The sequence below is a fragment of the Georgenia sp. G2120 genome (assembly GCF_055326485.1).
In genome coordinates, this window is record NZ_JBUZNL010000006.1 from 148,321 (window position 1) to 173,198 (window position 24,878).

Genomic DNA, 24,878 nt, shown 5'->3' on the forward strand with positions numbered 1-24,878 from the left:
TGCCACGAGCTCCCGAGGCGCCGATCGAGTGGTCGGTGACACCGGTACCGCAGCCCACAGGCCGACTGGTCGACGGACGACGCCACTATGACGTGGGCATGCGTACGAGCACGGCCGTGCACAGGTGTACGCGGACGTGCTCGCAGGCGGTGCCGTGATCGTTGGTGCGGTGTGGTTATCGCGGTGACGACGGTGGTGGAGCGGGAATGCTCGGGCTGCGGGCGGGATCTTGCTCGGCTTCCCGTCCACGTTCCGTTTCCTGTGCGGCGTTGCCGCCCGGTTCCCTTTCGACTTCCCACTCGCGTTCGGCCTCCCGTTCTCGTTCGGAGGCCCGGTTGTCGGTCACCCGCCGGCTCACGCGGTCCTTCATGGCCTGGAGCCGCTGGCTGGTCATCTCGGGGCCGGGGGTGTGCCGGTAGGGGAAGGGGGAGCGGGGCACGGCGTACCGGTGACCGGTGGGGGTGCGTACCTCGTGGCTGCCGTCGGGGCTGGTGGCGTGCCGCCAGTTCGGGTTCTGCTTGGTGTAGTTGCAGCTCGCGCAGAGACCGGTGCCGTTCTCGGCGCTGGTGGGGCCGCCAGCTGCGTGATCGATCGTGTGGTCAATGTGTTCGACGGGGTTCGAGCAATAGGGGGTTCGGCAGATGTCGTCCCGGGTCAGGACGAGCTGTCGCAGCCGGCCGTCAAAGGTGCGCGAGCGGGACTCGGTGGTCAGCACGCCGCCGTGGGCAGGGTCGGTCCACAGCCGGGTGAACCACACGATGCGGGCGTGGCGTACGGCCTCTCGGGCGGTGTCGGCGGGCAGGGGGCCGTGTCCGGTGAGCCAGGCCGGGACGTCAGACCCGGCGAGGCTCTCGGCGGGCATGACGATGGACAGCTCGACGTCGCGAGGAGCCGTGATCGCCGTGCCGGTGATGTGCTCGACGAGGAGGTCGGCCGCGATCTGCTTCTTGGTCCGCCCGTCGGACTCGCCGTCGTTGGTGATCGTGTGGGTCTGGCGGGTCAGGGAGGCGTGGACGCGGACGGCGTCGGTCATAGGAAGGTGGGCGGTGAGGTAGGCCATGGATCCGGTGCCGCCGCGGATGCTGACCCGTCGTTGCGATGCCTCGTAGGCGCGGCGGGTGCTCTCGTGGTCGTTGTCGAGCTCCATGGCGTACTTACGGGCGTGGGTGTGGACCTGGCCCCGCCCCATGGTGGGGAGGTCCGGTGCCAGACGAGCATCGACGGTGCGCCTGTCCTCGGGGTCGAGGCCGAATGTCTCGCGCATGACGACGGCGGCGTGATCCTCGCTGACCTGGCCGGTCTCCATGAGATGCAGGGTGTGGGGGAGGTCCTCGTCCAGAGCGCGGGCCAGGGCGAGGGCCCGCTGTCCGCGTCCGGGGGTGCTGCGGCGAGCGAGTGCGATCTCCTGTGCCAGGCCGGCGCCCTGCTTCGCGACGGGGACGCCGCGGGCCCGCTCGGCTCCGATGCGCGTGTGTCGCAGGTCCGCGGCAGCCCGGGCCTGGGCGGCGTGGGCGGCGGCGACGAGCTCGTCCAGGGCGGTGATCTGCTCGATCGCGTCGGCCTCGTTATCACGGCGCAGGCCGACGAGGGCGTCACGCATCGTACGCACGTCCGCCGCGCCGAGGACCGGCAGGTCGGACCCGCGCGTGGGCGACTCATGGCCGTCCGTCAGCGCGGGCGATGGCGCAGCAGCGGTGGTCTCGTGGCCGGACTCGTGGGTCGTCATCGCTGCTACCTCCCTCGTCGTCGTGCTGGACTGTCCGAACGCGTGTTCGAACTAGACCTAATGTACCGCTATCAAACGACACTTGGAAGGGTTGAACGCAAATCTGTGGATGGATTGGTAACAAACCGGCATGTGGATACATCATCAGCAAGCAAACGACCGTGAGATCGCTGCGGTAGAGCGGTAGAGCGGTAGAGCGGTAGAGCGGTAGAGCGGTAGAGCGGTACGGCGGTACGGCGGTACGGCGGCACGGTTGTGCGGAGATGCGGAGATGCGGAGATGCCGAGGCCCGACGGAGCGTCGGCGTCGTGCGAGGAGGCGCGACCCCTTCGAACGCGCACGCACCTACGCAACCTGAGCATCGGCGTCGTGCGAGGAGGCGCGACCCCTTCGAACGCGCACGCACCTACGCAACCGGAGCGCCGTCGTCGTGCATGGAGACCCGCCCCCTCGGAGGGCGCACGCACCTACGCAACCGGAGCGCCGTCGTCGTGCATGGAGACCCGCCCCCTCGGAACGCGCACGCCCCTACGCAACCTGAGCATCGGCGTCCTACGAGCAGGCACCACACCTCGAAAGGCGCACGCACCTACGACATCGGAGCAACGGCGACGTTCAGACGGCCGTGACCGTCCGAGGCGGCGAAGGACCGCCTGCGCCCCCGACCTACTCCGGCACCCCGGTGACGAAGTCGATGAGCTCCTCGACCCGCCCCAGCAGCTGCGGCGACAGGTCGGCGTACGTCCGCACCGAGCCGAGGATGCGCTGCCAGCCGCGCGCGATGTCGCCTTGGTCCGCGTGCGGCCACCCCAGCGCGGCCAGCGTCCCCACCTTGATGTCGGTCCCGCGCGGCACGTGCGGCCACTCCTTCAGCCCCACGCGCTCCGGCCGGACCGCCTGCCACACGTCGACGTACGGGTGGCCGAGCACGAGCACGTGCTGCGACGCGCGCCCGAGCCGACGCCGCGCGTCCTCCACGAGCCGGGTCTCCTTCGACCCGGTGACGAGGTGGTCGAGCAGCACGCCGGCGCGCCGCTGAGGCCCCGGCCGGAAGGTCCGGAGGACGTCGGCGAGGTGATCGGCGCCCTCGAGCTGCTCGACCACCACCCCCTCGACCCGCAGGTCGTCGCCCCACACGCGCTCGACGAGCTCGGCGTCGTGCCGCCCCTCCACCCAGATCCGCGACGCGCGCGCGACCCGAGCCCGTTGACCCTCGACCCTGAGCGAGCCCGACGCCGTGAGGTTCCGCCCGCCGGCGGTCCGTGCCACGTCGGGGCGCGCCTGGGCCGAGGACACGGTCGGCGGCACGAGCTTCACGGGCGCGCCGTCGATCCAGAAGCCTGGCCCGAGCGTGAACGAGCGACGCTTCCCGAGCCGGTCCTCGAGCGTGACGAGGTGCATCCCGCCGGACTTCTCGATGCGGGTGATCGCCCCGACGAACCCGCTCTCCACGTCCTCGACCACGAGGCCCTTCTCGGCGGGGACGTCACGGGTGACGGGTCGCCGGCGCGGGTCGGGACGGGGGGAGGAGAGGACGTCGCGTCCATATCGGTCGGTCACCGGCCGAGGGTACGTAGACCCGCGCGCCCGACGCCGGAGCCTCGCCCGGTCCGTCGTGTCGCCGGGGTGGGTGCCTGGGTCGGCAGGGCCCGACGCCGGAGCCTCGCCCGGTCCGTCGTGCCATCCCTCGGAGGGGGCACCACGTGCGAGGACGTGCCGGGGTCGGTGGGACGTCGGCGAGCGTGCTGCCGGGTCCGGCGCGCGGGCCAGGGAGCGCGGGCCAGGGAGCGCGAGCCAGGGAGCGCGGGCGTGCGCCGATCAGCCCAGCTCGACCCCGACGATCGCGTGCACCGCGACGATCGCGACCGCCACGACCAGTCCGGCGACGACCACGGGCGTCGCCCCCACGGACCACGGGCGGCGCCGGTAGGGCACCGCCTTCCAGAAGATGGTGGCCATGGGTGCGAAGACGAGCGCCGTCGACGGGCCGATGATCGTCCACGCGAACAGCTCGCCGTCCAGCCCGGCGAGGACGGCGACCCCTCCGTAGATCGCGAGGATCGCGGCCGTCGCCACGAGCCACGTCCATACCGACGCGCTGCGGAACGGCGCCGGCGTCTCGAACGTGCGGCCGATCTCCCGGGCGAGCAGGTAGGCGCACAGGAACATCCCGGCCACCCCGACGACGAACGACGCGATCGACCAGACGATCCCGAGGCCCCAGGCCTCGAATGCGACGGCCGTGTCGCCGACCGGCGCGACCAGCGCGATCATCAGGTACCCGAACGCCCCCTGGATGCTGCTGAGCCCGATCCAGGTGAGCAGGGCACGCGCGTAGCCGGACGGCATCGGCCGGGACGCGGCCCAGGCCAGGAGGCCGAGGACCACCGAGAACACCGGCCCCGCCATCGCAATGAGCGCGAGGTCCGCGTCCGACGCCGGCGGGTGGTCCGCCATCGCCCCGTGCACGGTCGAGCTGCCGACCAGCAGCACCGCGGTGACGGCGTGCGCGTACTCGTGGAGCTGGATCTGGAGGATCACCGCCGTCACGGCGACCGCCGCCGTCAGCAGCGTGATCCGCCGCGGAGAGGGGGTGGGCGCGGGGCGTGGCGACGGCACCTCGGCGGCGTCGATGGCGTGGCTCATCCGGTCTCTCCCGTGGCGTTCGGCGTCGTCGTCGCGGGTCCCGTCCGTCGACGTCCCCGGTCCCGTCGCGCCGGACGCTAGCAGCGGCCTGACCGCCGGTGGCCCGCTTCACGGCGGGAATCACCCGGGGCGTCGTACGATTGGCACTCAGGAGTGCCGAGTGCTACCTCGAGGCGCCGGGTGCTCCCTCGACAGCCAGGCCGACGGATCGACCGATCGTCGGCCGGCGGCGGTCGAGGAGCGCGCGGCCGTCGACGGGCCCCGGCACCCGGCCCGCCGCGAACGACGGCGACGCACGACACGCGACGAACGACGCACGACGACGAAGGAGGTGCCATGTCGACCGAGGATCGCCGCCTGCGCGTGCTCCAGGCCATCGTCAGCGACTTCGTCCGCACGTCCGAGCCCGTCGCCTCCCGCGCCCTCGTCGAGCGCCACCACCTCGACGTCTCGCCGGCCACGATCCGCAACGACATGGCCGCCCTCGAGGAGTCCGGGCACATCGCCCAGCCCCACACCTCCGCCGGGCGCGTGCCCACGGAGAAGGGGTACCGGGCCTTCGTCGACGAGATCGCCACCCTCAAGCCGCTCTCGGGCGCCGAGCGCGCCGCGATCGAGACGCTGCTCGGCCGCTCGGTCGACCTGGACGACGTCGTCGAGCGCACCGTCCGCCTGCTCGCGCAGCTGACCAACAACGTGGCCGTCGTCCAGTACCCCTCGCTCAGCCGCACCTCGCTGCGCCACCTCGAGCTCGTCCCGCTCGACGGTCGCCGCCTGCTCATCGTCATCATCACGTCGGCCGGTCGCGTCGAGCAGCGCACCGTCGAGGTGCCGCCGGAGTCGGACCCGGTCGACATCGCCGAGCTCGGTGCCCGCCTCAACCTCGTGTGCGCCGGCCTGCCCGCCCCGAGCATCGGCCCCGCCCTCGTCGACCTCGCGGACCGCCTCGAGCCGAGCCGGCGCCCGCTGCTCGACGTCGTCGCCTCCGAGCTCACCCGCGTCCTCGCCGCCGACTCCGAGGAACGGATCGTCCTCGGCGGCACCGCCAACCTCGCCCGCGCCGGCACCGACTTCAGCCGCACGATCGGCCCGGTGCTCGAGGCACTCGAGGAGCAGGTCGTCCTGCTGCGCCTGTTCGCCGAGATGGAGGCCGACCGGATCACGGTCCGGATCGGCTCCGAGAACCACCACGACTCGCTGTCCGAGGCGTCCATCGTCGCGGGGGCGTACGGTGCGTCGGGCGAGGTCGTCGCGCGGGTCGGCGTGCTCGGCCCCACGCGCATGGACTATCCCGGCACCATGGCGGCGGTCCGCGCCGTCGCCAGGTACCTCTCCCGCTTCCTCGGAGGGTAGGCACCACTCGTAGCAGCGCGCGGTCGGCCGCCGGCGAGAGTCACTCCCGCCCGACGACGAACCCCACGCCCGACGGCGACCACCCCGCCCGACGACGAACCCCCGCGCCGAGACCCCGACCAGCACCGAGCCCCCGACCCGGCACCGATCTCCTGAACCGGCATCGACATCCCGAACCAGCACCGACCAGAACCGACACCCAGACAGATTGCGACCTGTGAGCGACTTCTACTCGATCCTCGGCGTGAGCCGTGACGCGAGCCCCGACGAGATCAAGCGCGCGTACCGCAAGCGCGCCCGCCAGCTGCACCCCGACGTCGCCGGGCCCGAGGCGGGCGACCAGTTCAAGGACGTCCAGCGCGCCTACGACGTGCTCCGCGACGAGGACAAGCGGCGGCTCTACGACGCCGGCGGCGAGGACGCCCTGCGCGGCGGTGGCGCAGGCGGGGCGGGGGCCGCCGGGTTCGGCGACTTCGCCGACATCTTCTCCCAGTTCTTCGGCGGTGCCGCGGGTGGCGGGATGCGCGGCCCCGTGCCGCGTGCCCGTCGTGGCCGCGACTCCCAGATCATGCTCGACATCGACCTCGTCGACGCCGTCTTCGGCTCGACCGAGGAGATCCCCGTCCAGACCGCGATCGTCTGCGGCACCTGCAACGGCACCTGCTGCCGCCCCGGCACCTCGCCCGCGACCTGCACCACGTGCGGCGGCCAGGGCTCGGTCCAGCGCGTCACGCGTTCGTTCCTCGGCCAGATGATGGCCACGTCGGTGTGCCCCGCCTGCTCCGGCCACGGCACCGTCATTCCTGAGCCCTGCCAGGAGTGCTCCGGCGAGGGCCGCGTCCGCTCGCGCCGAACGATCGCGGTCGAGGTCCCGGCGGGCGTCAGCACCGGCACCCAGCTGCGTCTCCAGGCCCAGGGCGAGGTCGGCCCCGCCGGCGGCCCTCCCGGCGACCTCTTCGTCGAGATCCGCGAGCGCCCGCACCCGGTGTTCCAGCGCCACGGCGACGACCTCCTGTGCACGCTGACCATCCCGATGACCGCCGCGGCGCTCGGTACGGTCGCCTCGATCGAGACGCTCGACGGCCCGCGGGACATCGACGTCGAGGCCGGCACCCAGCCCGGCGAGCGCATCACGCTCGAGGGGCTGGGCGTGGGCCGGCTGCGCGCCCGCGGACGGCGCGGCGACCTGCACGTCGACGTCGAGGTCACCGTCCCGACCAAGCTCGACGACGAGCAGCGCGAGCTGCTCGGCACCCTCGCGTCGATGCGCGGCGAGGAGCGTCCCGAGGCACGGCTCACCAGCGCCGACAGCTCGATGTTCTCGCGGCTGCGCGAGCGCTTCGTCGGCCGCTGACGGACCCGACGCCACCCACCGGACACGCCATGGCTGCCGACGTGACGTCTGCCTGCGACCCGCCTCCGACGGCGCGGCCCGGAGATCTCCTCGCGGGGGCCGTCCCTGCCGTGGTGCGGTGATCCGGTGACACGTCCTGTCTTCCTCGCGGACCCCGCCGAGCTCGCGTCGGCGGCGGTCGGTGCCGAGGTCCACCTCGGCGGACCCGAGGCGCACCACGCCGCGACCGTGCGACGCCTGAGGACCGGCGAGGAGGTCGACCTCGTCGACGGCGCCGGCCGCCGCGTGACCGGCACCGTCGCGGCCGTCGCGAAGGACCGGCTCGCCGTGTCGGTCACCGCCGTCCTCGACGAGCCGGCCCCGACGCCGCAGCTCGTCCTCGTCCAGGCCCTCGCCAAGGGCGGACGGGACGAGCAGGCGGTCGAGTCGGCCACCGAGCTCGGCGTCGACCGGGTCGTGCCCTGGCAGGCCGACCGGTGCGTGTCCCGCTGGGACGCCAAGGCCGCGAAGGGCCGCGCGCGCTGGGCGTCCGTGGCCGAGGGGGCGGCCAAGCAGTCCCGGAGGGCCTTCGTCCCCGCCGTCGACGACGTCGTCACGACCTCGTCCCTCGCGGCCGCCGTCTCCCGCGCGTCCGCCGACGGCGCCGTCGTCCTCGTCCTGCACGAGTCGGCGACCGAGCGCCTCGCCGCGCTGCTGGGGAAGGGGGAGCGAGGCGCAGGGGTGGCCCCGCCGGGGGAGGGCGCGCCCACCGCGACCCCGCGCGAGCCGGCCCCGCAGACTCACGTTGTGCCCGATCGGATCCCGCGCGAGCCGGCCCCGCAGACGCACGACGTGCCCGCTCGGATCCCGCGCGAGCCGGCCCCGCAGGGACTCGCAGGCGCAGCGGCGGTGTGGTGCGTCGTCGGGCCGGAGGGCGGCATCTCCGACGACGAGACCGACCGCCTCGTCGCGGCCGGGGCACGACTCGTCCGGCTCGGTCCGCACGTGCTGCGGACCTCGAGCGCCGGGCCCGCAGCGATCGCGGCCCTCGGCGTGCGGCTGGGGCGCTGGTGAACGGGGTCCTCGACCCGTCGGCCGGGTCGTTCGTCGACGCCCGTGGCGAACGGCCGCGGCGCCGGTGAACGGGGCCGCCGGGGGCGATGGTCGTCGTCGGACGCCGTGGTTCGTGACCGTGGGGCCCGGCCCACGGCCCGGACGCCCGTGAACGCCCGTCTCGCTACCATGTCCCGGACAGCACCCGCATACCCCCAGGAGTCTCGAGGGCACCGTCCCCGACCCATGAACCGTACGAGCGCCACCGGCAGCCCCGCGCAGGGCGACGACACCCGCCACCTGACGATCCCCGACCACCTGCCGCCGATGCTCCTCCTCGGCGCGAACGACGAGGTGCTGCGCGCCGTCGAGCGAGGCTTCCCGAGCGTCGCGATCCACGTGCGCGGCAACGTCGTCACGCTGTCCGGCCCGGAGGGGGACGTCTCGCTGGCCGAGCGGCTCCTCGCCGAGCTCGTCGACATCGCGGTGGCCGGTCAGCCGCTGACGGCAGACGCCGTCGACCGCGCCACGGCGATCCTCACGTCCGGGGACACCCGCCCCGCGGACGTCCTCACCGCCGACATCCTCTCCTCGCGCGGCCGCACGATCCGGCCGAAGACGCTGGGGCAGAAGACGTACGTCGACGCGATCGACGCCCACACCATCACGTTCGGCATCGGGCCCGCGGGCACCGGCAAGACCTACCTGGCGATGGCGAAGGCCGTCCTCGCGCTGCAGCGCAAGGAGGTCACCCGGATCATCCTCACGCGACCGGCGGTCGAGGCCGGGGAGCGGCTCGGCTACCTCCCGGGCACGCTGACCGACAAGATCGACCCGTACCTGCGGCCGCTGTACGACGCGCTGCACGACATGCTCGAGCCCAACTCCATGCCCGGACTCATGGCTGCCGGCACCATCGAGGTCGCGCCGCTCGCCTACATGCGCGGCCGCACGCTCAACGACGCGTTCATCGTCCTCGACGAGGCGCAGAACACGACCCCCGAGCAGATCAAGATGTTCCTCACCCGCCTCGGGTTCGGGTCGAAGATCGTCGTCACCGGCGACGTCTCCCAGGTCGACCTGCCGACCGGGACGCGCTCCGGCCTGCGGGTGGTCCAGGAGATCCTGTCCGGGGTCGACGACATCGCGATGTGCCACCTCACCTCGCGCGATGTCGTGCGGCACCGCCTGGTCGGCGACATCATCGACGCCTACGAGCGCTGGGACGCCCAGGGCGAGGCCGACGTCGAGCGCGAACGGCGCACCGCCGCCCGCCGAGGTCGCACGGGCACGACCGGCAGCTCAGGTACGAGCACCCACACCCGACCCGCACGTCGATCAGGAGCCGAGCAGTGAGCATCGAGGTCAACGACGAGTCCGGCAGCGGCGCGGACGTCGAGGAGCTGGCGGCCCTGGCCCGGTACGTCCTCGAGGAGATGCGGGTCCACCCGCAGGCCGAGCTCTCGATCATGCTCGTCGACGAGGACGTGATGACCGACCTCCACGTGCGGTGGATGGACGAGCCCGGTCCCACGGACGTCCTGTCCTTCCCGATGGACGAGCTGCGCCCGGGGGCCGACGGCGAACCGCCCGTCGAGGGGACCCTCGGCGACATCGTCCTGTGCCCGAGCGTGGCGGCCGCGCAGGCCCGCACCGCCGGCCACTCGACCGCCGAGGAGCTCGGCCTGCTCACGGTCCACGGCATCCTCCACCTGCTCGGGTACGACCACGCCGAGCCCGAGGAGGAGAAGGAGATGTTCGACCTCCAGCGTCGGCTCCTGCTCACCTTCCTGGCCGGGCGGTGACCCGCCGGCCATGACTCCTCTTCATACCGGCGGCGCCCTGGCGGGCGTAGCGACCTCGTCCGGCGTCGCGCCCATCTGGTCCGGCGTCGCGCCGTCCTGGTCGGGTGTCGCACCGTCGTGGTCCGGCGTCGCGCCGTCGTGGTCCGGCATCGCACCGTCGTGGTCCGGCGTCGCGCCGTCCGCGGCCGTCGCGCCGGTGACCACCATCGTCCCGGGCACACCCGTGGTCGTGCTCCTCGTCGTCGCGGTGCTGCTCCTCGTGGTCGCCGCCCTCTTCTCGGCCGCGGAGTCGGCCCTGGCCCGCATCAGCCGCTCGAGCGTGACCGAGCTCGAGCACGCCGACCACCCGGCCGCGACCCGCGTCGCGCGCCTGGTCGAGCATCGGGAGACCGGGCTCGCGGGCCTCATGTTCGTCCGCGTCCTCGTCGAGATGACGACGGCCGTCCTGCTGACCGTCGCGGCCGCGGCACTGCTCGAGCCCTGGTGGCTGGTCGCGCTCGGGGCGGTCGGGGCGTGCCTGGTGCTCGTCGTCGTCGTGGCCGGGATCGGCCCGCGGCGGCTCGGCCAGCGTCAGCCGGGCAACGTGCTCGCCCGCCTCTCCCTGCTCGCCGCGGGCGTGACGGCGGTGGCCGGCGCGTTCGGGCGGCTCGGCCGGGCGGTCGCACCCGCCCGTCAGCGCTCCGAGGAGGACATCGCGCAGGAGTCCGCCGACGAGCTGCAGCAGCTCGTCGACCGGATGAGCGAGTCGGAACGGCTCGAGGACAGGGACCGTGAGCTCCTCGAGTCCGTGTTCCAGCTCGGCCGCACCTATGTCCGCGAGGTCATGGTCCCGCGCACGGACATGGTGTCCATCGAGGCCGAGCAGCCGCTGTCGAAGGCGCTCAACCTCTTCACCCGCTCCGGGTTCTCGCGCGTGCCCGTCCACGGCGAGTCCCTCGACGACCTGCGCGGCGTCCTCTACCTCAAGGACGTCATGCGCCGGGTGCACCGCCGCATGGACACCGAGCACGTGGTCTGCGCCGACGTCATGCGTGAGCCGTTCTTCGTTCCTGAGACCAAGCTCGTGGACGACATGCTGCGCGAGATGCAGCTCCAGTCCGTGCACATCGCCGTGGCGGTCGACGAGTACGGCGGCGTCGCCGGACTCGTGACGATCGAGGACCTGCTCGAGGAGCTCGTGGGCGAGATGGTCGACGAGCACGACCGCGCCGAGACCGTGGTCGAGGACCTCGGCGACGGCCGCTGGCGTGTCCCTGCGCGCACGCCCGTGAGCGACCTGGGCGAGCTCTTCGACCTCGAGCTCGACGACGACGACGTCGACACCGCCGGCGGCCTGCTCGCCAAGGCGCTCGGCAAGGTGCCGCTCGCGGGCGCCGCGGTCGACGTCGACGGCGTGCACCTGGAGGCCGAGCGGGTGGAGGGCCGGCGCCGCCGCGTGTCGACGATCCTCGCCCGCCGGAGCGAGCCAGACGTGGAGGAGGAGCGATGACCGACGTCGTGTTCCCGGGGGAGCCCGGGTCCGGCTCCGAGCTGGGCGAGGACACCAACGCGCTCGCCGGGCTCGACCTCGGCCACCTGGTCGACGAGGACTGGCCGGACGACCACCGCGCCGGGTTCGTCGCGCTCGTCGGGCGGCCCAACACCGGCAAGTCGACGCTGACCAACGCGCTCGTGGGGGAGAAGGTCGCGATCACGTCCGACCGCCCCCAGACGACGCGCCGGGCCGTCCGTGGAATCGTCCACCGCCCCGACGGCCAGATCGTCCTCGTCGACACCCCCGGCATGCACCGGCCGCGGACCCTGCTCGGGGAGCGGCTCAACGACGTCGTCCGGGAGACGCTGACCGGCGTCGACGTCATCGCCCTGTGCCTGCCCGCCGACGAGAAGATCGGGCCCGGCGACCGGCACCTGCTCGCCGAGGTCGAGGGGATGCGCGGCGACCTCGTCGCGGTCGTGACGAAGACCGACGCCGTGGGGCGGGGTGCGCTCGCCGAGAAGCTGCTCGAGGTGGGGGCGCTGGCCGACTTCGCCGAGATCGTGCCGGTCAGCTCGGTCGCCGGTGACCAGGTCGACCTCCTCGCCGACCTCCTGCTCGCCCGGATGCCGCTGTCCCCGCCGCTCTACCCGAAGGGGGCCACCGGCGACGAGGCGGTCGAGACGACGATCGCCGAGCTCGTCCGCGAGGCCGCGCTCGAGGGCGTGCGCGACGAGCTGCCGCACTCGATCGCCGTCGTCGTCGACGAGATGGTCGAGCGTGAGCGCGCCGAGGGGGATGCGCGGCCGCCGGTGCTCGCGGTGCACGTGTCCGTCGTCGTCGAGCGTGACTCCCAGAAGGCCATCGTCATCGGGAGGGGCGGGTCCCGCCTGCGCGACGTCGGCAGCCGGGCGCGCGCCGGCATCGAGGAGCGCCTGGGCCGGAAGGTCTACCTCGACCTGCACGTCCGCGTGGCCAAGGACTGGCAGCGTGACCCGCGCCAGCTGGGCCGCCTCGGCTTCTGAGGATCTGCCACCTCTCGTCGAGATTGCGGTTGGTGCACGTCGAGATTGCGGTTCGTCGTCGTCGAGACTGCGGTTGGGAGCCCCGCTCCCAGCCGCACTCTCGACGACGGGCCGTCGCGCTGAACCGCACCCTCGACGAACCGGGGCCGACCGGCTCGTGACCGGCCGGCCCCGGCCCTCGCGCGTCAGCCGATGTGGTCGACCATCTTGTGGATCGGCTCCTGCATGCGCGGGTAGGTGTCGATGTAGCTGTCCAGGTAGAACTGGTACTCCTCGTGCGCCTGCATGTCCGGCTCGATCGTGTCGGCCGTGTGGACCATCGCGTTCGAGGCGGACGTGATGTCGTCGTGCAGTCCGGCTCCCGCGGCGGCGAGGATGCACGAGCCCAGGGCGACGGCGTCGGGCACCTTCGTCAGCGTGATCGGGGTGCCGGTGACGTCGGCGTGCATCTGCATCCAGAACTGGCTGTTCGTGGCGCCGCCGCACGAGACGATCTCGTCGACCTTGTGGCCGGCCGCCCGCATCGTGCGCGCGATGTGCTCGGTGCCGAAGCAGACGCCCTCGAGGATCGCGCGGTAGAAGTGCGCCGGGCCGTGGTGCAGGGAGAGGCCCCAGAGGATGCCGCGGGCGCGCCCGTCGGTGTAGGGCGTGCGGTTGCCCTGGAAGTACTCGTTGACGATGAGCCCCTCGGAGCCGAGCGGGATCTGCGCCGCGCGCTCGTCCATGAGCGAGTACGCGGTGCGGCCGGCCGCCTCGGCCTCGTCCACGAGGTGCTTGGCGAAGTTGTCGCGGTACCACTTGACGACCGAGCCGGTGGAGACCTGCCCGCCCTCGACCGTGTACTGGCCCGGCATGACCGAGTCGGTGTAGCCGCCGAAGAAGCCCTCGCCGGAGATCGGCTGGTCGGTCTGGCCGATGAACACGTGCGACGACCCGGTGATGAGCGCCATCTTGCCGGGCGCGACGACGCCGAGCCCGATCTGACCGGCGAACGCGTCCGCGCAGCCCTGCGCCACCGGCGTGCCCTCGCGGAGCCCGAGGTGCTGCGCCGCGGCCGAGGTCAGCCCCCCGACGGCGACACCCAGGTCGTTGACCGTGCCCGGGATCTTGTCCAGCACGTCCGCCACGCCGATGTGCTCGTAGAAGTCGACCGGCCAGCCGCCGTTGTCACGGTCGTAGTACATGCGCGCCGACGCCGAGTTGATGTTGATCGTCCACTCGCCGGTCAGCTTGTACGTGATCCAGTCCGGGGCGTCGACGAGGTACTTGGCGTTGTTGAAGGTCTCCGGCTCGTGCTCCTTGAGCCAGGCCGTCTTGAAGGGGAACCACTCCGCCGTCGCGGGCATCGTGCCGCCGCCGTTGTACCGGCGTGCCTTCGAGTCCGACGTCGAGGCCCGCTCGGCCTGCTCGACGGCGCGCACGTCCATCCACATGATCGCCGGCCGCATCGCCTTGCCGGAGTCGTCCATCGCGACGACGGTCATCGTCGTCGCGTCGTAGCTGATGCCCGCGATGTCGGCGCCGGTGAGCCCGGCCTTCTCGAGCGCCTGGTGGCTGGAGGTGGCGATCGCCGACCACCAGTCGTCCTCGGACTGCTCGGCCCAGCCCGGTCGGGGGTGCGTCGTCGGGTAGGGCGTGGCGGCGAAGGCGACCGGGTCGCCGACGAGATTGAAGATCGCGACCCGGCAGCTCTCGGTGCCGAAGTCGATCCCCATGACGAACGGGCCGTCGGGGCGGGTGGATGCAGTCATCGTGTCTCTCCCTTGAGCGTGCTGGACCTGCCGGGCGACGTCGCCGTGGCCCGACCACGGGCCTCCGAGCGTACGCCGCCATCGGTGCCGAGCGAACACGGACACCCGATGACGCAACACCCGAAGATGTGGAAACAACAGAGCCTGATGTTAGCCTTCCGGTAGGCTTCATGTCATCGCCGCCGCACCGGCGGACCCGCCACACGAAGAGGTGACCCACGTGCCCGAGTCGTCAGGCGCCGCACACCGGCGCGACCTGCCCCGCTTCGTCACCAGCTCCGGGATCGAGATCCCGCACGTCGCCCTCGGGACCTGGCAGATGGACGGCGACGTCGGCCGGACCGCCGTCGCCCAGGGCATCCGGACCGGCTACCGGCTGATCGACACCGCGCAGCGCTACCACAACGAGGTCGACGTCGGCCGGGGCGTGCGCGAGTCCGGCGTGCCCCGCGAGGAGCTGCTCCTCGTCTCGAAGCTCCGGGGCGGTGACCAGGAGGCGCGCCAGGTGCGCCGCTCGTTCCTCACCTCGCTGCGCAGCCTCGACACCGACTACCTCGACCTGTACTACATCCACTGGCCGCTGCCGATGCTCGGCCGCTACCTCGAGTCCTACGAGGTGCTGATGGAGCTGCGGGCGGAGGGCCTCATCCGCGCGATCGCGGTGTCGAACTTCCTCCCCGAGCACCTCGAGTCGATCCACGCGAGGTTCGGCGAGTACCCCGAGGTCAACCAGGTCGAGCTCCACCCCGGGTGGCCGCAGGACGAGATCCGCGCCTTCGACGCCGAGCACGGCATCGTCACCCAGGGATGGGGTGTGGCCGGGCGCGGCAAGGGGATCATGGACGACGGCACGCTGGACGCCATCGCTGCGGACCACGGCGTGAGCGCCGTCGAGATCGCCCTGGCCTGGACCGTCCGCAAGGGCGTCGGCGCCGTCGCGAAGTCCGCCGACGAGGGGCGTCAGCGCGCCAACCTCGCCGCGCCCGGCATCGAGCTGTCCGACAAGGAGGTCGAGCGCATCGACGCGATGCCCGCCGTCGCGCTCGGCAAGGACCCCGCCGTCAACGAGGAGTACTGAGACGGGTCGGGCGCGCCTTCGGGTCCGTGCCCGACGGCGAACCCCGTGCCCGACGACGAACCCCATGCCCGACGGCGAACCCCATGCCCGACGGCGAACGGCGCGCTCGACGATTCCCGCTGCCCCATCCTGACGAACCGCAATCTCGACGAGCACGAACCGCAATCTCGACGAGCACGAACCGCAATCTCGGCGAGCACCAACCGCACGACCGCCATCACCAGCACCACCACCACCCCGATCGAAGGAGCCCGCATGAGTGGCATCGACATCCGTCTCGGCCGCATGTTCGACAAGGACACCAACCGTTCGTTCACTGTCGCGTTCGACCACGGCCAGTCGCTGAAGATCCCCGGCGGCCTCGGCAACCCGGTCGCGCTGCTCGAGCGCATCGCCGCCGGCGGGGCCGACGGCATCCTGCTCAACAAGGGCATGCTCGCCCAGGCCTCGCACGTGTTCGCCCACCGCGGCGCGCCGGCCGCGATCCTGCGCGCCGACTGGACCACGCTCGACCCGGCGATGAAGGAGGAGCAGGGCGAGGGCTACCGGCCGCTCGTCGACCCCGCCGACGCGATCGCGCTCGGCGCCGACGCCCTGTGCATGTACCTCATCGCCCGCCCGAAGTCGGACGGCATGTTCTACGACAACATCGCCAACGTCGCCGAGACGATCGACCGCGCGCACGCCGTCGGCCTCCCGGTCATCGTCGAGGGCACCCTGTGGGGCCTGCGCAACGAGGACCAGAAGGACCCCGAGGGCCTGCGCCAGGTCTGCCGCATCGCCGCCGAGCTCGGCGCCGACGCCATCAAGACCGAGTACGTCGGCGACGTCGAGGCGCAGCGCACGATCATCGAGGAGGTCGGCAACGTCCCGGTCCTCACCCTGGGCGGCGCCCCGGGCGACGACGACGCCGTCGCGGCCGCCGCCGCCGGCGCCATCGCGTCCGGTGCGCGCGGCCTCATCTTCGGCCGCAACGTGTGGCAGGCCGGCGACCTCGAGGAGCGCCTGAGCACCCTCGGCGCGATCACGCACCGGGCCGGCGAGTCCCGATGAGGGCCGTCGTCTTCGGTGGTCCGGGGGTCGTCGAGCTCGCCGACGTCCCGACGCCGGGCGCGCCCGAGGGCGGACTCCTCCTGCGCACGGGCGCCAACACCGTGTGCGGGACCGACGTGCGGATCATCCGCGGCGAGAAGTCCGCGGGCATCGACGTCGGTGTCGTCCTCGGCCACGAGATCGCCGGCGAGGTCGTCGAGCTCGGGGCGGGCGTCGAGGGGTTCGCCGAGGGCGACCGCATCGGGATCAACCCGACCGTGCCGTGCGGGCGTTGCGCGTACTGCCGGCTCGGCCGGGAGAACCTGTGCAGCGACTCCGCGATCTTCGGGTACGCGCTCAATGGCGGGCTCGCCGAGTACGTCGCGGTCCCGGCCGAGGCGATCTCGCGCGGCGGCGTGTTCGTGGCGCCGCCCGAGGTCACGTACTCGTCGATCGCGCTCGCCGAGCCGCTCGGCTGCGTCCTCGGCGCCGCGGAGTCCTACGGGATCGCGCCCGGGGAGACCGTCGTCGTCCTGGGCGCCGGGCCCATCGGCCTGCTCCACACCCAGGTCGCCCGCCTCGCCGGTGCCGGTCGGGTCGTCGTGTCCGACCCGTCGGAGAGCCGCCGCGAGGTCGCGTCCCGCCTCGGGGCGACCGACGTGGTCGACCCGACCTCGACCGACCTGCGCGAGCACGTCCTGTCGCTGACGGACGGCCTCGGGGCGGACGTGGCGGTCGTCGCCATCGGCATCCCCGCCCTGTTCGCGCAGGCGCTGACCGTGGTGCGCAAGCGCGGCCGGGTCAACGCGTTCGCGGGCTTCCCCAAGGGCGTCTCCGCCGAGGTGGACCCGAATCTCGTGCACTACAACGAGCTGACGGTCACCGGGGCGTCGAACTCGCGCCGGGTCGACCACGAGCGTGCGCTCGGGCTCATCGCCTCGGGTGCGATCGACGTCGCCTCGCTCGTCACCCACGAGTACGCCCTCGAGGACGCCGTCGAGGCGATCGAGTTCTCCGCCGGGGGAGAGGGCATCAAGGTCTCCGTCCACCCCTGACCAGGGCTGCGGGCCGCCGGTCGGGTCGGGAACGACCGGCCGGCGGCCCGTCGTCGTGCGGGAGATGTGTGCGGCTCAGTCCGCGGTGTCGACCTGGGCGACCTCGACGCCGTGCTCGCGCATGATCGCCAGCTCGTCGGCGGGCGCCGCGGAGTCGACGACGACGAGGTCGAAGTCGGCGACCGACGCGACCCGGTGCGTGGCCGCGTGCTGGAACTTCGACGCGTCCGTCACGAGGATCGATCGCGTCGAGGACGCGAGCATCGCCCGCTTGACGTCGGCGTTCTCCTCGAGCGGGTGGAAGAGCTCTCCGCCCGCGAGGGCCGTCGTCGACATGAAGCAGATGTCGGCGCGCACGGAGCGCAAGGTGGCGAGCGTCGTCGAGCCGTAGAGGGAGTCGAGCTCGGGCCGGTAGCGGCCACCGGTGACGAACAGCCGCACCGACCGCAGCGCCGCTGCCTCGCGCGCCACGGCCTGCGAGTGCGTGACGATCGTGACCGGCCCGCGGTCGTCGAGCAGCGGCACCATGGACAGCAGGGTCGTCGAGTCGTCGATCATGATCGTCGACCCGGCGTGGACCTCCTCGACCGCGCGGGCGGCCAGGCGGCGCTTCGTCGCCGTGTTGAGGGTGCTGCGGAACTCGGCGGACGCCTCCGACATCGACGTCGCGCGCGCCGTGACCGTGCCGCGCGTGCGGGTGACGATGCCGCCGCGCTCGAGCTCGGCGAGGTCGCGGTAGACCGTCATCGTCGAGACGCCGAACTGGGCGGCCACGTCCTCGACCGACAGGGTGCCGGCCTCGAGCACCAGCTCCGCCATCGTCGCCAGGCGCTGCCGGCGGTCCTTCATCGGGGCGGGTGGGGCGTTCATGCGCCGATCCTGCCACGACCATCACTTCGTGATGTTCGACCAACGTCGAGGACTGTGACAACCGTGGCCGGGTACGGGCCGCTCGGTCCCGCGCGCGGTCGTCCGGATGGGCACTCCACCCCGTCCGTGCGCAGGCGGGCTGCGTGCGGGCCGGTAGGTTGGTCTCCGCGAGAGGCCCGAGAGAGGTGAGCATGCAGGTGCAATGGGGTTCCGCCTCCGACGCGGGCGGCCGGCGCAAGATGAACGAGGACGCGGCGTTCGCGCGCCACCCGGTGTTCGTCGTCGCCGACGGCATGGGGGGTCACGCGCGCGGTGAGATGGCCTCGCGCACCGTCGTCGCCGCGTTCGGGGCGCTCGCCGACCAGGAAGGGCCCATCACTCCTGCCGACGTCACCGACGCGGTCCGGGCGGGTGCCGAGCAGATCCGGCAGACGATGGAGGAGGAGGCCCGTCAGGGCGGGCTCGGGCCCGATCTCGCTGACGCGATGGCCGGCACCACCGTCGCCGGGGTCGTCCTCACCCACTCCGACGGCGAGCCGTACTGGCTCGTCCTCAACGTCGGGGACTCCCGCGTCTACCGCTTCTCGCGCGACCGCCTCGAGCAGGTCTCGGTCGACCACAGCCTCGTCCAGGAGCTTGTCGACGCCGGCGAGCTCGCCCCGGCGGAGGCCCGGACTCACCCCCGCCGGAACGTCATCACGCGCGCCGTCGGCACCGGGCTCGACGTCGAGGTCGACTACTGGATGCTCCACGTGGGCGCCGACGACCGCCTGCTCGTGTGCACGGACGGGCTCTTCGGCGAGCTCGGCGAGGACGAGATCGCCGACGTGCTCCGGACCCGCATGCACCCCACCGCCGCGGCCGAGGAGCTCATCGAGCGCGCGGTCGCGGACGGGGGCGCGCGGGACAACATCACCGCCGTCGTCGTCGACGTCGACAACGAGGACGCGGTCGGCACGACCGCGACCGGCAGCGGGCACGGGCGCGCCGAGGTCGTCCCGCCCGAGTCCGACGCCGAGGTCGCTGCCCGACCCGAGCGAACCTTCGCCACGACGGCGCCGAGCCCCGACGCACCCCTCTCGACCCCGACCCCCGTCCCGGCGACGCCGCTGGCACCGACCCCGACTACCGCGGAGAGCTGACATGCACGAGTACACCTCTGGACGCTGGATCGCCGTCGTCGGCGAGAGTGCCGTCGCGCTGCTGGACCCCTCGCTCGGGACCGACGACGCGCGCCGGCTGTGGGACAACGACCGCGACGGCGAGCGGTTGAGCCGCTGGATCGAGGTCCTCGCGGCCCGGGGCATCACGTCGCTGCCGCCGTTCGCGCTCGTCGAGGCGCGCGACGACGGCCTGTTCGTCCTCGTGCGCGGCGACCTCACCGTTCGCGCCGGCAGCCGGACCGTGACCGGACGCGGCTACTCGACCTGGTACGAGGAGCTCGTCGCCGGGGCCTCCGACTTCGAGATCTCGGCCCCCGAGGCCGACGGTGCCGCCGAGGCGCTCCCCGTCACCACCGGGATCGTGCTCGCCGCGAGCGTCGTCTCGCGGGCCCCTGCTGGGGAGGAGCACGCCGGACTCACGGTCGCAGGCGAGGACGCGGAGGGTGCCGGTGCCGGTGCCGGTGCCGGTGATGGCGAAGGCTCGACGGACGTATCCGGTTCGACGGACGTAGCCGGTTCGACGGACGGCGACGACCCGGGCGCGACCGAGGGTGACGGATCCGGCGCGGCCCTCGCGGCCGCCGGGGTCGCGGGTGCGGGTCTCGCGGGCGCCGGCGTGGCCGGTGCGGCACTGGCGGGAGCCGGCGACGACGCCGCCGACCAGGGTGACGACCCGTTCGCGGGCATCACCGACGCCGACTTCGCCGGCGATTCAGCTCCGCACGCGGAGGGTTCGGCGGACGGCGCGCCCGATGCCGAGGCGGAGGCCGCCGCCGAGGGCGAGCACCTCGTCGACGAGGAGGCGATGGCTGGGGACGCGCCCGAGCACGCTCCCGCCGACGGGCAGGCTGCCGACGGACAGGCTGCGGACGAGGCAGCGCTCGCCGCAGCGCCCGACGCGGCGCCCGGCGCACCGGTCGCGGAGGAGGTGCCCGGCGAGGGCGACCCCCTCGCCGAGGGCGGAAGCCCCGCGGTCGACGGTTCTGACGCGATCCCGGGCGAGGCGGCCGACGAGGCGGCCCCCGGCGCCGTCGAGGAGGGCGCCGCGACGCTCGGTGGCGAGGACGCGTTCCAGGCGTCGGAGGAGCAAGGCGCGCCCGGATCCGGCGCCCCGGATGCTCCGGAGGCCGAGCAGGTCGAGGGCGAGGGCTTCGCCGACCCGTACCACTCCGGCGCAGCGCTCGAGCAGAGCGATGACGACGACGCCCACACCGACGAGCCCGGTCGTCCGGACGACGCCGAGCTGGCCGAGGCGCTCGCGGCCGAGGACCAGGTCGCGCTCACGGCCGAGCCCGAGGAGGCCGACGGGTTCGTCGGAGAGGGCCCGGACGGCGAGGGTTCCGGCGTCGACGGGTCTGGTGTCGAGGGTTCAGGTGTCGGTGGTTCCGGCGTCGAGGATGCCGAGGACGACGGACTCATCGACAACGTCCCGACGTGGTCGCAGGACGGCGACCGTCAGCCCGGCGCGGACGACGCGGGTGGGGCGCCCGGCTCCGGTGACGAGCAGGAGGGGCACGTGGCCGGCGCGCACGACGACGCCGAGCACACGCAGATCTTCGACGAGGCCGCTGCCGAGGGCCGCGGCGACGAGGTCCCGCCCGTCGAGGAGCAGCCGGTGGAGGCGCACGCCGTCGACACCGAGGCGAACGACCAGGCCGCGTACGCCGCCGCGGGCTTCGGCGCGGCAGGGGCGGTCGCAGCCGCCGGTGCCGCCGGCGGCCAGTCCGAGAACCCGTACGGGCAGGACCGGGCGGACGGCGGACACGGCTATGGCGACCACGGCGACGGCGACGGTGGCTACGGCGACCAGGGCCACGGCGACGCCGGGTACGGCGACCAGGACCAGGGCGACGGCGGGTACGGCGACCATGGCCAGGACGACGCCGGGTACGGCGACCACGGCTACGGCGACCAGGGCCCGGGCGACGCCGGCTACGGCGAGCAGGGCCAGGGCGACGGCGGGTACGGCGACCAGGGCTACGGCGACCAGGGCGGCGACGGAGACGGTGCTCCCGGGTACGACCAGCAGGGGCACGGTGCCGCCGCGGCCGACCAGGACGGGCACGCCGACCCGGCGGGCCCGGACCACGACGGCGCCACGAGCATGGTCTCCGTCGGCGACTACGCGGAGGGCCTCGTCCTCGTGCTGCCCGACGGCACCACGGTCGCGGTGGACCGGCCGGTCCTCCTCGGTCGCGCGCCGGACGCCACCCGCTTCAGCGGCGACGACGCCCCGCGCATCGTCCAGGTCCGCAGCCCCGAGCGGGACGTCTCGGCCACCCACGTCGAGGTGCGCCCCGCCGGTGACACGGTCGTCGTGACGGACATGGACTCCACCAACGGCACCGTCATCGTGCTGCCCGACCAGCCGGCCTTCCGTCTGCACCCGCGCACCGGCGTGCCCGTGCCCCCGGGCGCGTACGTCGAGCTCGGCACCGACGCCGGCTTCCACGTCGACGTCGCCGGGCAGGTGCCCGAGCAGTGAGCCAGAAGCGTCCGGCGGGAGAGCCTCCCGAGCTCCACGGGTACGAGCACGTTCGTCTCCTGGGCTCGGGCGGCTTCGCCGACGTCTTCCTGTACAGCCAGCACCTGCCCAAGCGGAACGTCGCCGTCAAGGTGATGACCGAGGAGGCGGCCGAGGGCCAGTCCCGCGAGCAGTTCACGGCCGAGGCCAACCTCATGGCCCAGCTGTCCTCGCACTCCTCGATCGTCTCGATCTACCACGCCGGCACGTCGCCGGACGGGCGTCCCTTCCTCGTCATGCAGTACTGCCCGCTGCCGAACCTCGCGGAGCGCACGCGCCGGCGCCCTCTCGGCGTGGCCGAGTCCGTCGGCATCGGTGTGCGGCTCTCCGGCGCGCTCGAGACCGCGCACCGGGCCGGCATCGTCCACCGCGACATCAAGCCGGCCAACGTGCTGACGACCGAGTACGGGCGCCCCGCGCTGACGGACTTCGGCATCGCCGGCCTGCTGTCGAACAAGCTCGCCGAGACCGCGGGGCTGTCGATCCCGTGGGCACCGCCGGAGGCGATCGACGGCCAGGTCACCGGCATCGAGGGCGACGTCTACTCGCTCGGCGCCACGATCTTCACGCTGCTGGTCGGAAGGTCGCCGTTCACCCGAGCCGGCGGCCCGAACACGCGCCTCGACTACACCACCCGGATCCGGCGCGACCCGGTGCCGCGCATCGAGCGCGAGGATCTGCCGGACTCCCTCCAGCGCGTCCTCGACAAGGCGATGGCCAAGCAGCCCTCCCAGCGCTACAAGAGCGCCGCCGACCTCGGCCGGGCCCTCCAGATGGTCGAGCAGGAGATGCGCCTGCCGATGACCGAGATCGAGATGCCGGACACCTCTTGGCTGGCACCCGACCCGCAGGACCGTCGCAAGGCGCCCAAGGCGGCCCTGGAGAACAGGGACGGCGCGCGTCGCGGCGACGGGGCAGCGGGTTCGTCCGGGTCGTCAGGCTCGTCGGCCGACTCCGGCAGCTCGTCGTCGGGCTCGTCCCGCTCGGGATCGCGCCGCGCGCCCGGGACGGGCCGCCACGCCGGTTCCGGGCCGGAGATCACGTCCGACGAGCTGAAGGCCGCGCCGCCGCCGAGCCCGGCCGCCCGCGCCGACGGTCCGACCGGCGCTCAGCCCGTCCGGTCCCGCCCCCACCCGGGCGGCGCGAACGCGCCGGCGCCCGCCGGGCAGCCCGAGCCGACGAGGGTCAACTCCATCCGCGCGGTCGCGTCGCAGGGCAACGGCGTCCAGGCCGGCGTCGGCCGACCTGCCGTGGCCTCGTCACCGAATCATGCCGGTGCGTCGGGCGGACTTCACACGCAGCCCATGCACCTCGGCGGACAGGGTGCCCAGGGGAGCCAGCACGCGGCCGGCGCTCCATATCCCGGCGCGGGCAGCCCGCCGAGCGCGGGCTCTGCCGTCGGTGCGCCGTCGTCCGGCCCCGCACCGCAGCAGGGCGCCGGTGCTCGGCGGCGCATGGGCTCCGGCGTCGTCGTCACGGCCGTCGTGTGCGTGATGGCGGTGGTCGTCGCCCTCATCTGGGCGTTCGGCACCCTGACCGGCGACTCGTCGAGCAGCGGTGACGGTCAGGTGTCGGCGGACTCGAACCAGGACACGACCATCGACGTCCCGGACCTCGTCCCCAGCCCGGTCGACCTGGTCGGGACGCGCGACGGGTCCACGGTCGAGTTCACGTGGGCGGCGCCCACCGAGCTCGACGGGCAGGACGTCAGCTACGTGTGGCAACGTACGGACGGAGAGACCCCGCTCACCTCGGCCGACGAGCCCGTAGCGTCGGTGGAGGAGTCGGGCGAGGTGTGCATCGAGGTGAAGATCCGGCTCACGAACGGCCGGACGTCGAACGAGCCGGCGACGACGTGCGTCGACGAGGAGGCATGACCCATGGGTATCCAGGTGGAGTTCTGCGGCGACTGGTTCCCGGTCGACGACGAGGAACCGTTCGTCATCGGGCGTGAGGGGCCCCTCGAGCTCGACGACAACCCCTACCTGCACCGCAGGTTCCTCACGGTCGCCCAGTCGGGCGGCCTGTGGTGGGTCTCGAACGTCGGCACGCGGCTGACGGCGACCGTCGCCGACCCGGACGGCAACACCCAGGCGTGGCTGTCCCCGGGCGCCCGGCTCCCGCTCGTGTACGCACGGACGACGCTGATGTTCACGGCGGGGCCGACCACGTACGAGGTCCTCATCGCCAACGACGACCCGGCGTACTTCCCCACCCGTCCCGAGGACGAGATGGAGGTGGGGGAGACGACGATCGGCCCCGTCTCGCTCACGCCCTCGCAGCGTCTTCTCGTCCTCGCCCTCGCGGAGCCGGTCCTGTCCGGACGCGGGTCGACGACGTCGATCCCCACGTCCGCCGAGGCCGCCAACCGGCTCGGGTGGACGCTCACCCGCTTCAACCGCAAGCTCGACAACGTGTGCGACAAGCTCGCCCGCTACGGCGTGCGCGGCCTGCGCGGCGGCCAGGGCAAGCTCGCCGTCAACCGTCGTGCGCGCCTCGTCGAGCACGCCGTCGCCTCCCGGCTCGTCACGAGCGACGAGCTCGAGCTGCTCGACGCCCCGCAGGACGCCGACGCGAACGTCGAGTAGCACCGACGTCGGTCCGCGCTCGCGTGGGCCGGCGAGGCGTGCGGTGCCGACGCCACGGACCTCAGCGGGGTCCGACGGTGGGGCGCCGACAGCGATCCGGCGGCCGCGCATCCAGCGCGAGCACCTGGTGTTCACCCGCCGTTGTCCCGGCGGACTCATGCGGTCGGATCGAGGTGGGCAGGTTCACCGGGGCGGCCCACGAACGCGACGATGACGCCCGCCGCTCGGCGATAAGGTTCGCCAGGACCCTGCGGCGCCCGCCGGCGCCCGGTCGTCAGGTGGAACCAGGGGAGGCAGCGGCATGGCGTGGTGGCGTCGTCGACCTGCGGACGGGTCGACCGGCGCACCCGGTGGCACGGATGCGGCGTCGCGCACGGGCGCGGCGTCCGGTGCGACCGGGCC

General features: G+C 73.1%; 19 protein-coding genes. 14 read left to right on the top strand and 5 right to left on the bottom strand.

Going from position 1 to position 24,878, the window contains the following annotated elements:
• Positions 1-175: 175 nt before the first annotated feature.
• The 3 genes from ACZLMO_RS08900 to ACZLMO_RS08910 all read right to left on the bottom strand — a co-directional run bounded on the left by ACZLMO_RS08900 (position 176) and on the right by ACZLMO_RS08910 (position 4,372).
• On the bottom strand, positions 176-1,726 hold the full coding sequence (locus tag ACZLMO_RS08900) for an HNH endonuclease (RefSeq protein ID WP_425715138.1): 1,551 nt from the start codon (positions 1,724-1,726) through the stop codon (positions 176-178).
• A 666-nt stretch (positions 1,727-2,392) separates the two neighbouring features.
• Positions 2,393-3,286 (bottom strand): DUF3097 domain-containing protein, encoded by an 894-nt coding sequence (locus tag ACZLMO_RS08905; RefSeq protein WP_425715137.1) that lies wholly within the window; start codon positions 3,284-3,286, stop codon positions 2,393-2,395.
• A gap of 258 nt (positions 3,287-3,544) precedes the next feature.
• The gene (locus tag ACZLMO_RS08910; RefSeq protein ID WP_463653527.1) at positions 3,545-4,372 is read right to left on the bottom strand and encodes a hypothetical protein; all 828 of its coding nucleotides are present in this window, start codon (positions 4,370-4,372) and stop codon (positions 3,545-3,547) included.
• 336 nt (positions 4,373-4,708) lie between these two features.
• Here ACZLMO_RS08910 and hrcA point away from each other — a divergent pair, with 336 nt between their 5' ends.
• From hrcA to era, 7 genes are all read left to right on the top strand, one after another.
• Positions 4,709-5,725, top strand: coding sequence for a heat-inducible transcriptional repressor HrcA (gene hrcA / locus ACZLMO_RS08915; protein ID WP_425715134.1), 1,017 nt, complete (start codon positions 4,709-4,711; stop codon positions 5,723-5,725).
• Positions 5,726-5,942: 217 nt separating this feature from the next.
• Positions 5,943-7,079 (top strand): molecular chaperone DnaJ, encoded by a 1,137-nt coding sequence (gene dnaJ, locus ACZLMO_RS08920; RefSeq protein ID WP_425715132.1) that lies wholly within the window; start codon positions 5,943-5,945, stop codon positions 7,077-7,079.
• Positions 7,080-7,205: 126 nt separating this feature from the next.
• Entirely contained in the window at positions 7,206-8,132 is a 927-nt protein-coding gene (locus ACZLMO_RS08925; RefSeq protein ID WP_425715130.1) for a 16S rRNA (uracil(1498)-N(3))-methyltransferase, read from the top strand.
• 225 nt (positions 8,133-8,357) lie between these two features.
• Positions 8,358-9,467, top strand: a complete 1,110-nt coding sequence (locus tag ACZLMO_RS08930) for a PhoH family protein (protein WP_425715129.1) — start codon at positions 8,358-8,360, stop codon at positions 9,465-9,467.
• Positions 9,464-9,916 (top strand): rRNA maturation RNase YbeY, encoded by a 453-nt coding sequence (gene ybeY / locus ACZLMO_RS08935; RefSeq protein ID WP_425715128.1) that lies wholly within the window; start codon positions 9,464-9,466, stop codon positions 9,914-9,916. The genes ACZLMO_RS08930 and ybeY overlap by 4 nt, the downstream gene beginning before the upstream one ends.
• A 10-nt stretch (positions 9,917-9,926) precedes the next feature.
• Positions 9,927-11,405, top strand: a complete 1,479-nt coding sequence (locus ACZLMO_RS08940) for a hemolysin family protein (RefSeq protein WP_425715126.1) — start codon at positions 9,927-9,929, stop codon at positions 11,403-11,405.
• Complete coding sequence (gene era, locus ACZLMO_RS08945; RefSeq protein WP_425715125.1) at positions 11,402-12,415, top strand: GTPase Era; 1,014 nt, start codon at positions 11,402-11,404, stop codon at positions 12,413-12,415. Before ACZLMO_RS08940 ends, era begins: the two co-directional genes overlap by 4 nt.
• 185 nt (positions 12,416-12,600) lie before the next feature.
• On the opposite strand, the gene ACZLMO_RS08950 is transcribed toward era, so the two are convergent.
• Positions 12,601-14,166, bottom strand: coding sequence for an FGGY-family carbohydrate kinase (locus tag ACZLMO_RS08950; RefSeq protein ID WP_425715124.1), 1,566 nt, complete (start codon positions 14,164-14,166; stop codon positions 12,601-12,603).
• A 220-nt stretch (positions 14,167-14,386) separates the two neighbouring features.
• Here ACZLMO_RS08950 and ACZLMO_RS08955 point away from each other — a divergent pair, with 220 nt between their 5' ends.
• The 3 genes from ACZLMO_RS08955 (at position 14,387) to ACZLMO_RS08965 (ending at position 17,331) form a co-directional block, all read left to right on the top strand.
• Positions 14,387-15,244, top strand: coding sequence for an aldo/keto reductase (locus tag ACZLMO_RS08955; protein ID WP_425715123.1), 858 nt, complete (start codon positions 14,387-14,389; stop codon positions 15,242-15,244).
• Between the two features lie 255 nt (positions 15,245-15,499).
• Complete coding sequence (locus ACZLMO_RS08960; RefSeq protein ID WP_425715122.1) at positions 15,500-16,297, top strand: class I fructose-bisphosphate aldolase; 798 nt, start codon at positions 15,500-15,502, stop codon at positions 16,295-16,297.
• Complete coding sequence (locus ACZLMO_RS08965; RefSeq protein ID WP_425715121.1) at positions 16,294-17,331, top strand: zinc-binding dehydrogenase; 1,038 nt, start codon at positions 16,294-16,296, stop codon at positions 17,329-17,331. Before ACZLMO_RS08960 ends, ACZLMO_RS08965 begins: the two co-directional genes overlap by 4 nt.
• A 75-nt stretch (positions 17,332-17,406) precedes the next feature.
• On the opposite strand, the gene ACZLMO_RS08970 is transcribed toward ACZLMO_RS08965, so the two are convergent.
• Entirely contained in the window at positions 17,407-18,201 is a 795-nt protein-coding gene (locus tag ACZLMO_RS08970; RefSeq protein ID WP_425715120.1) for a DeoR/GlpR family DNA-binding transcription regulator, read from the bottom strand.
• A 191-nt stretch (positions 18,202-18,392) separates the two neighbouring features.
• Between ACZLMO_RS08970 and ACZLMO_RS08975 the strand changes: the two genes are divergently transcribed.
• Genes ACZLMO_RS08975 through ACZLMO_RS08990 form a run of 4 tightly spaced genes read left to right on the top strand, consistent with a single transcriptional unit; the run spans position 18,393 to position 24,476 of the window.
• Entirely contained in the window at positions 18,393-19,343 is a 951-nt protein-coding gene (locus ACZLMO_RS08975; protein WP_425715119.1) for a PP2C family protein-serine/threonine phosphatase, read from the top strand.
• A 1-nt stretch (position 19,344) separates the two neighbouring features.
• Complete coding sequence (locus ACZLMO_RS08980) at positions 19,345-21,849, top strand: FHA domain-containing protein (RefSeq protein ID WP_425715118.1); 2,505 nt, start codon at positions 19,345-19,347, stop codon at positions 21,847-21,849.
• On the top strand, positions 21,846-23,765 hold the full coding sequence (locus ACZLMO_RS08985) for a serine/threonine-protein kinase (RefSeq protein WP_463653528.1): 1,920 nt from the start codon (positions 21,846-21,848) through the stop codon (positions 23,763-23,765). Before ACZLMO_RS08980 ends, ACZLMO_RS08985 begins: the two co-directional genes overlap by 4 nt.
• Positions 23,766-23,768: 3 nt before the next feature.
• Positions 23,769-24,476, top strand: coding sequence for a hypothetical protein (locus ACZLMO_RS08990; RefSeq protein WP_425715116.1), 708 nt, complete (start codon positions 23,769-23,771; stop codon positions 24,474-24,476).
• The last annotated feature ends 402 nt before the right edge of the window (positions 24,477-24,878 follow it).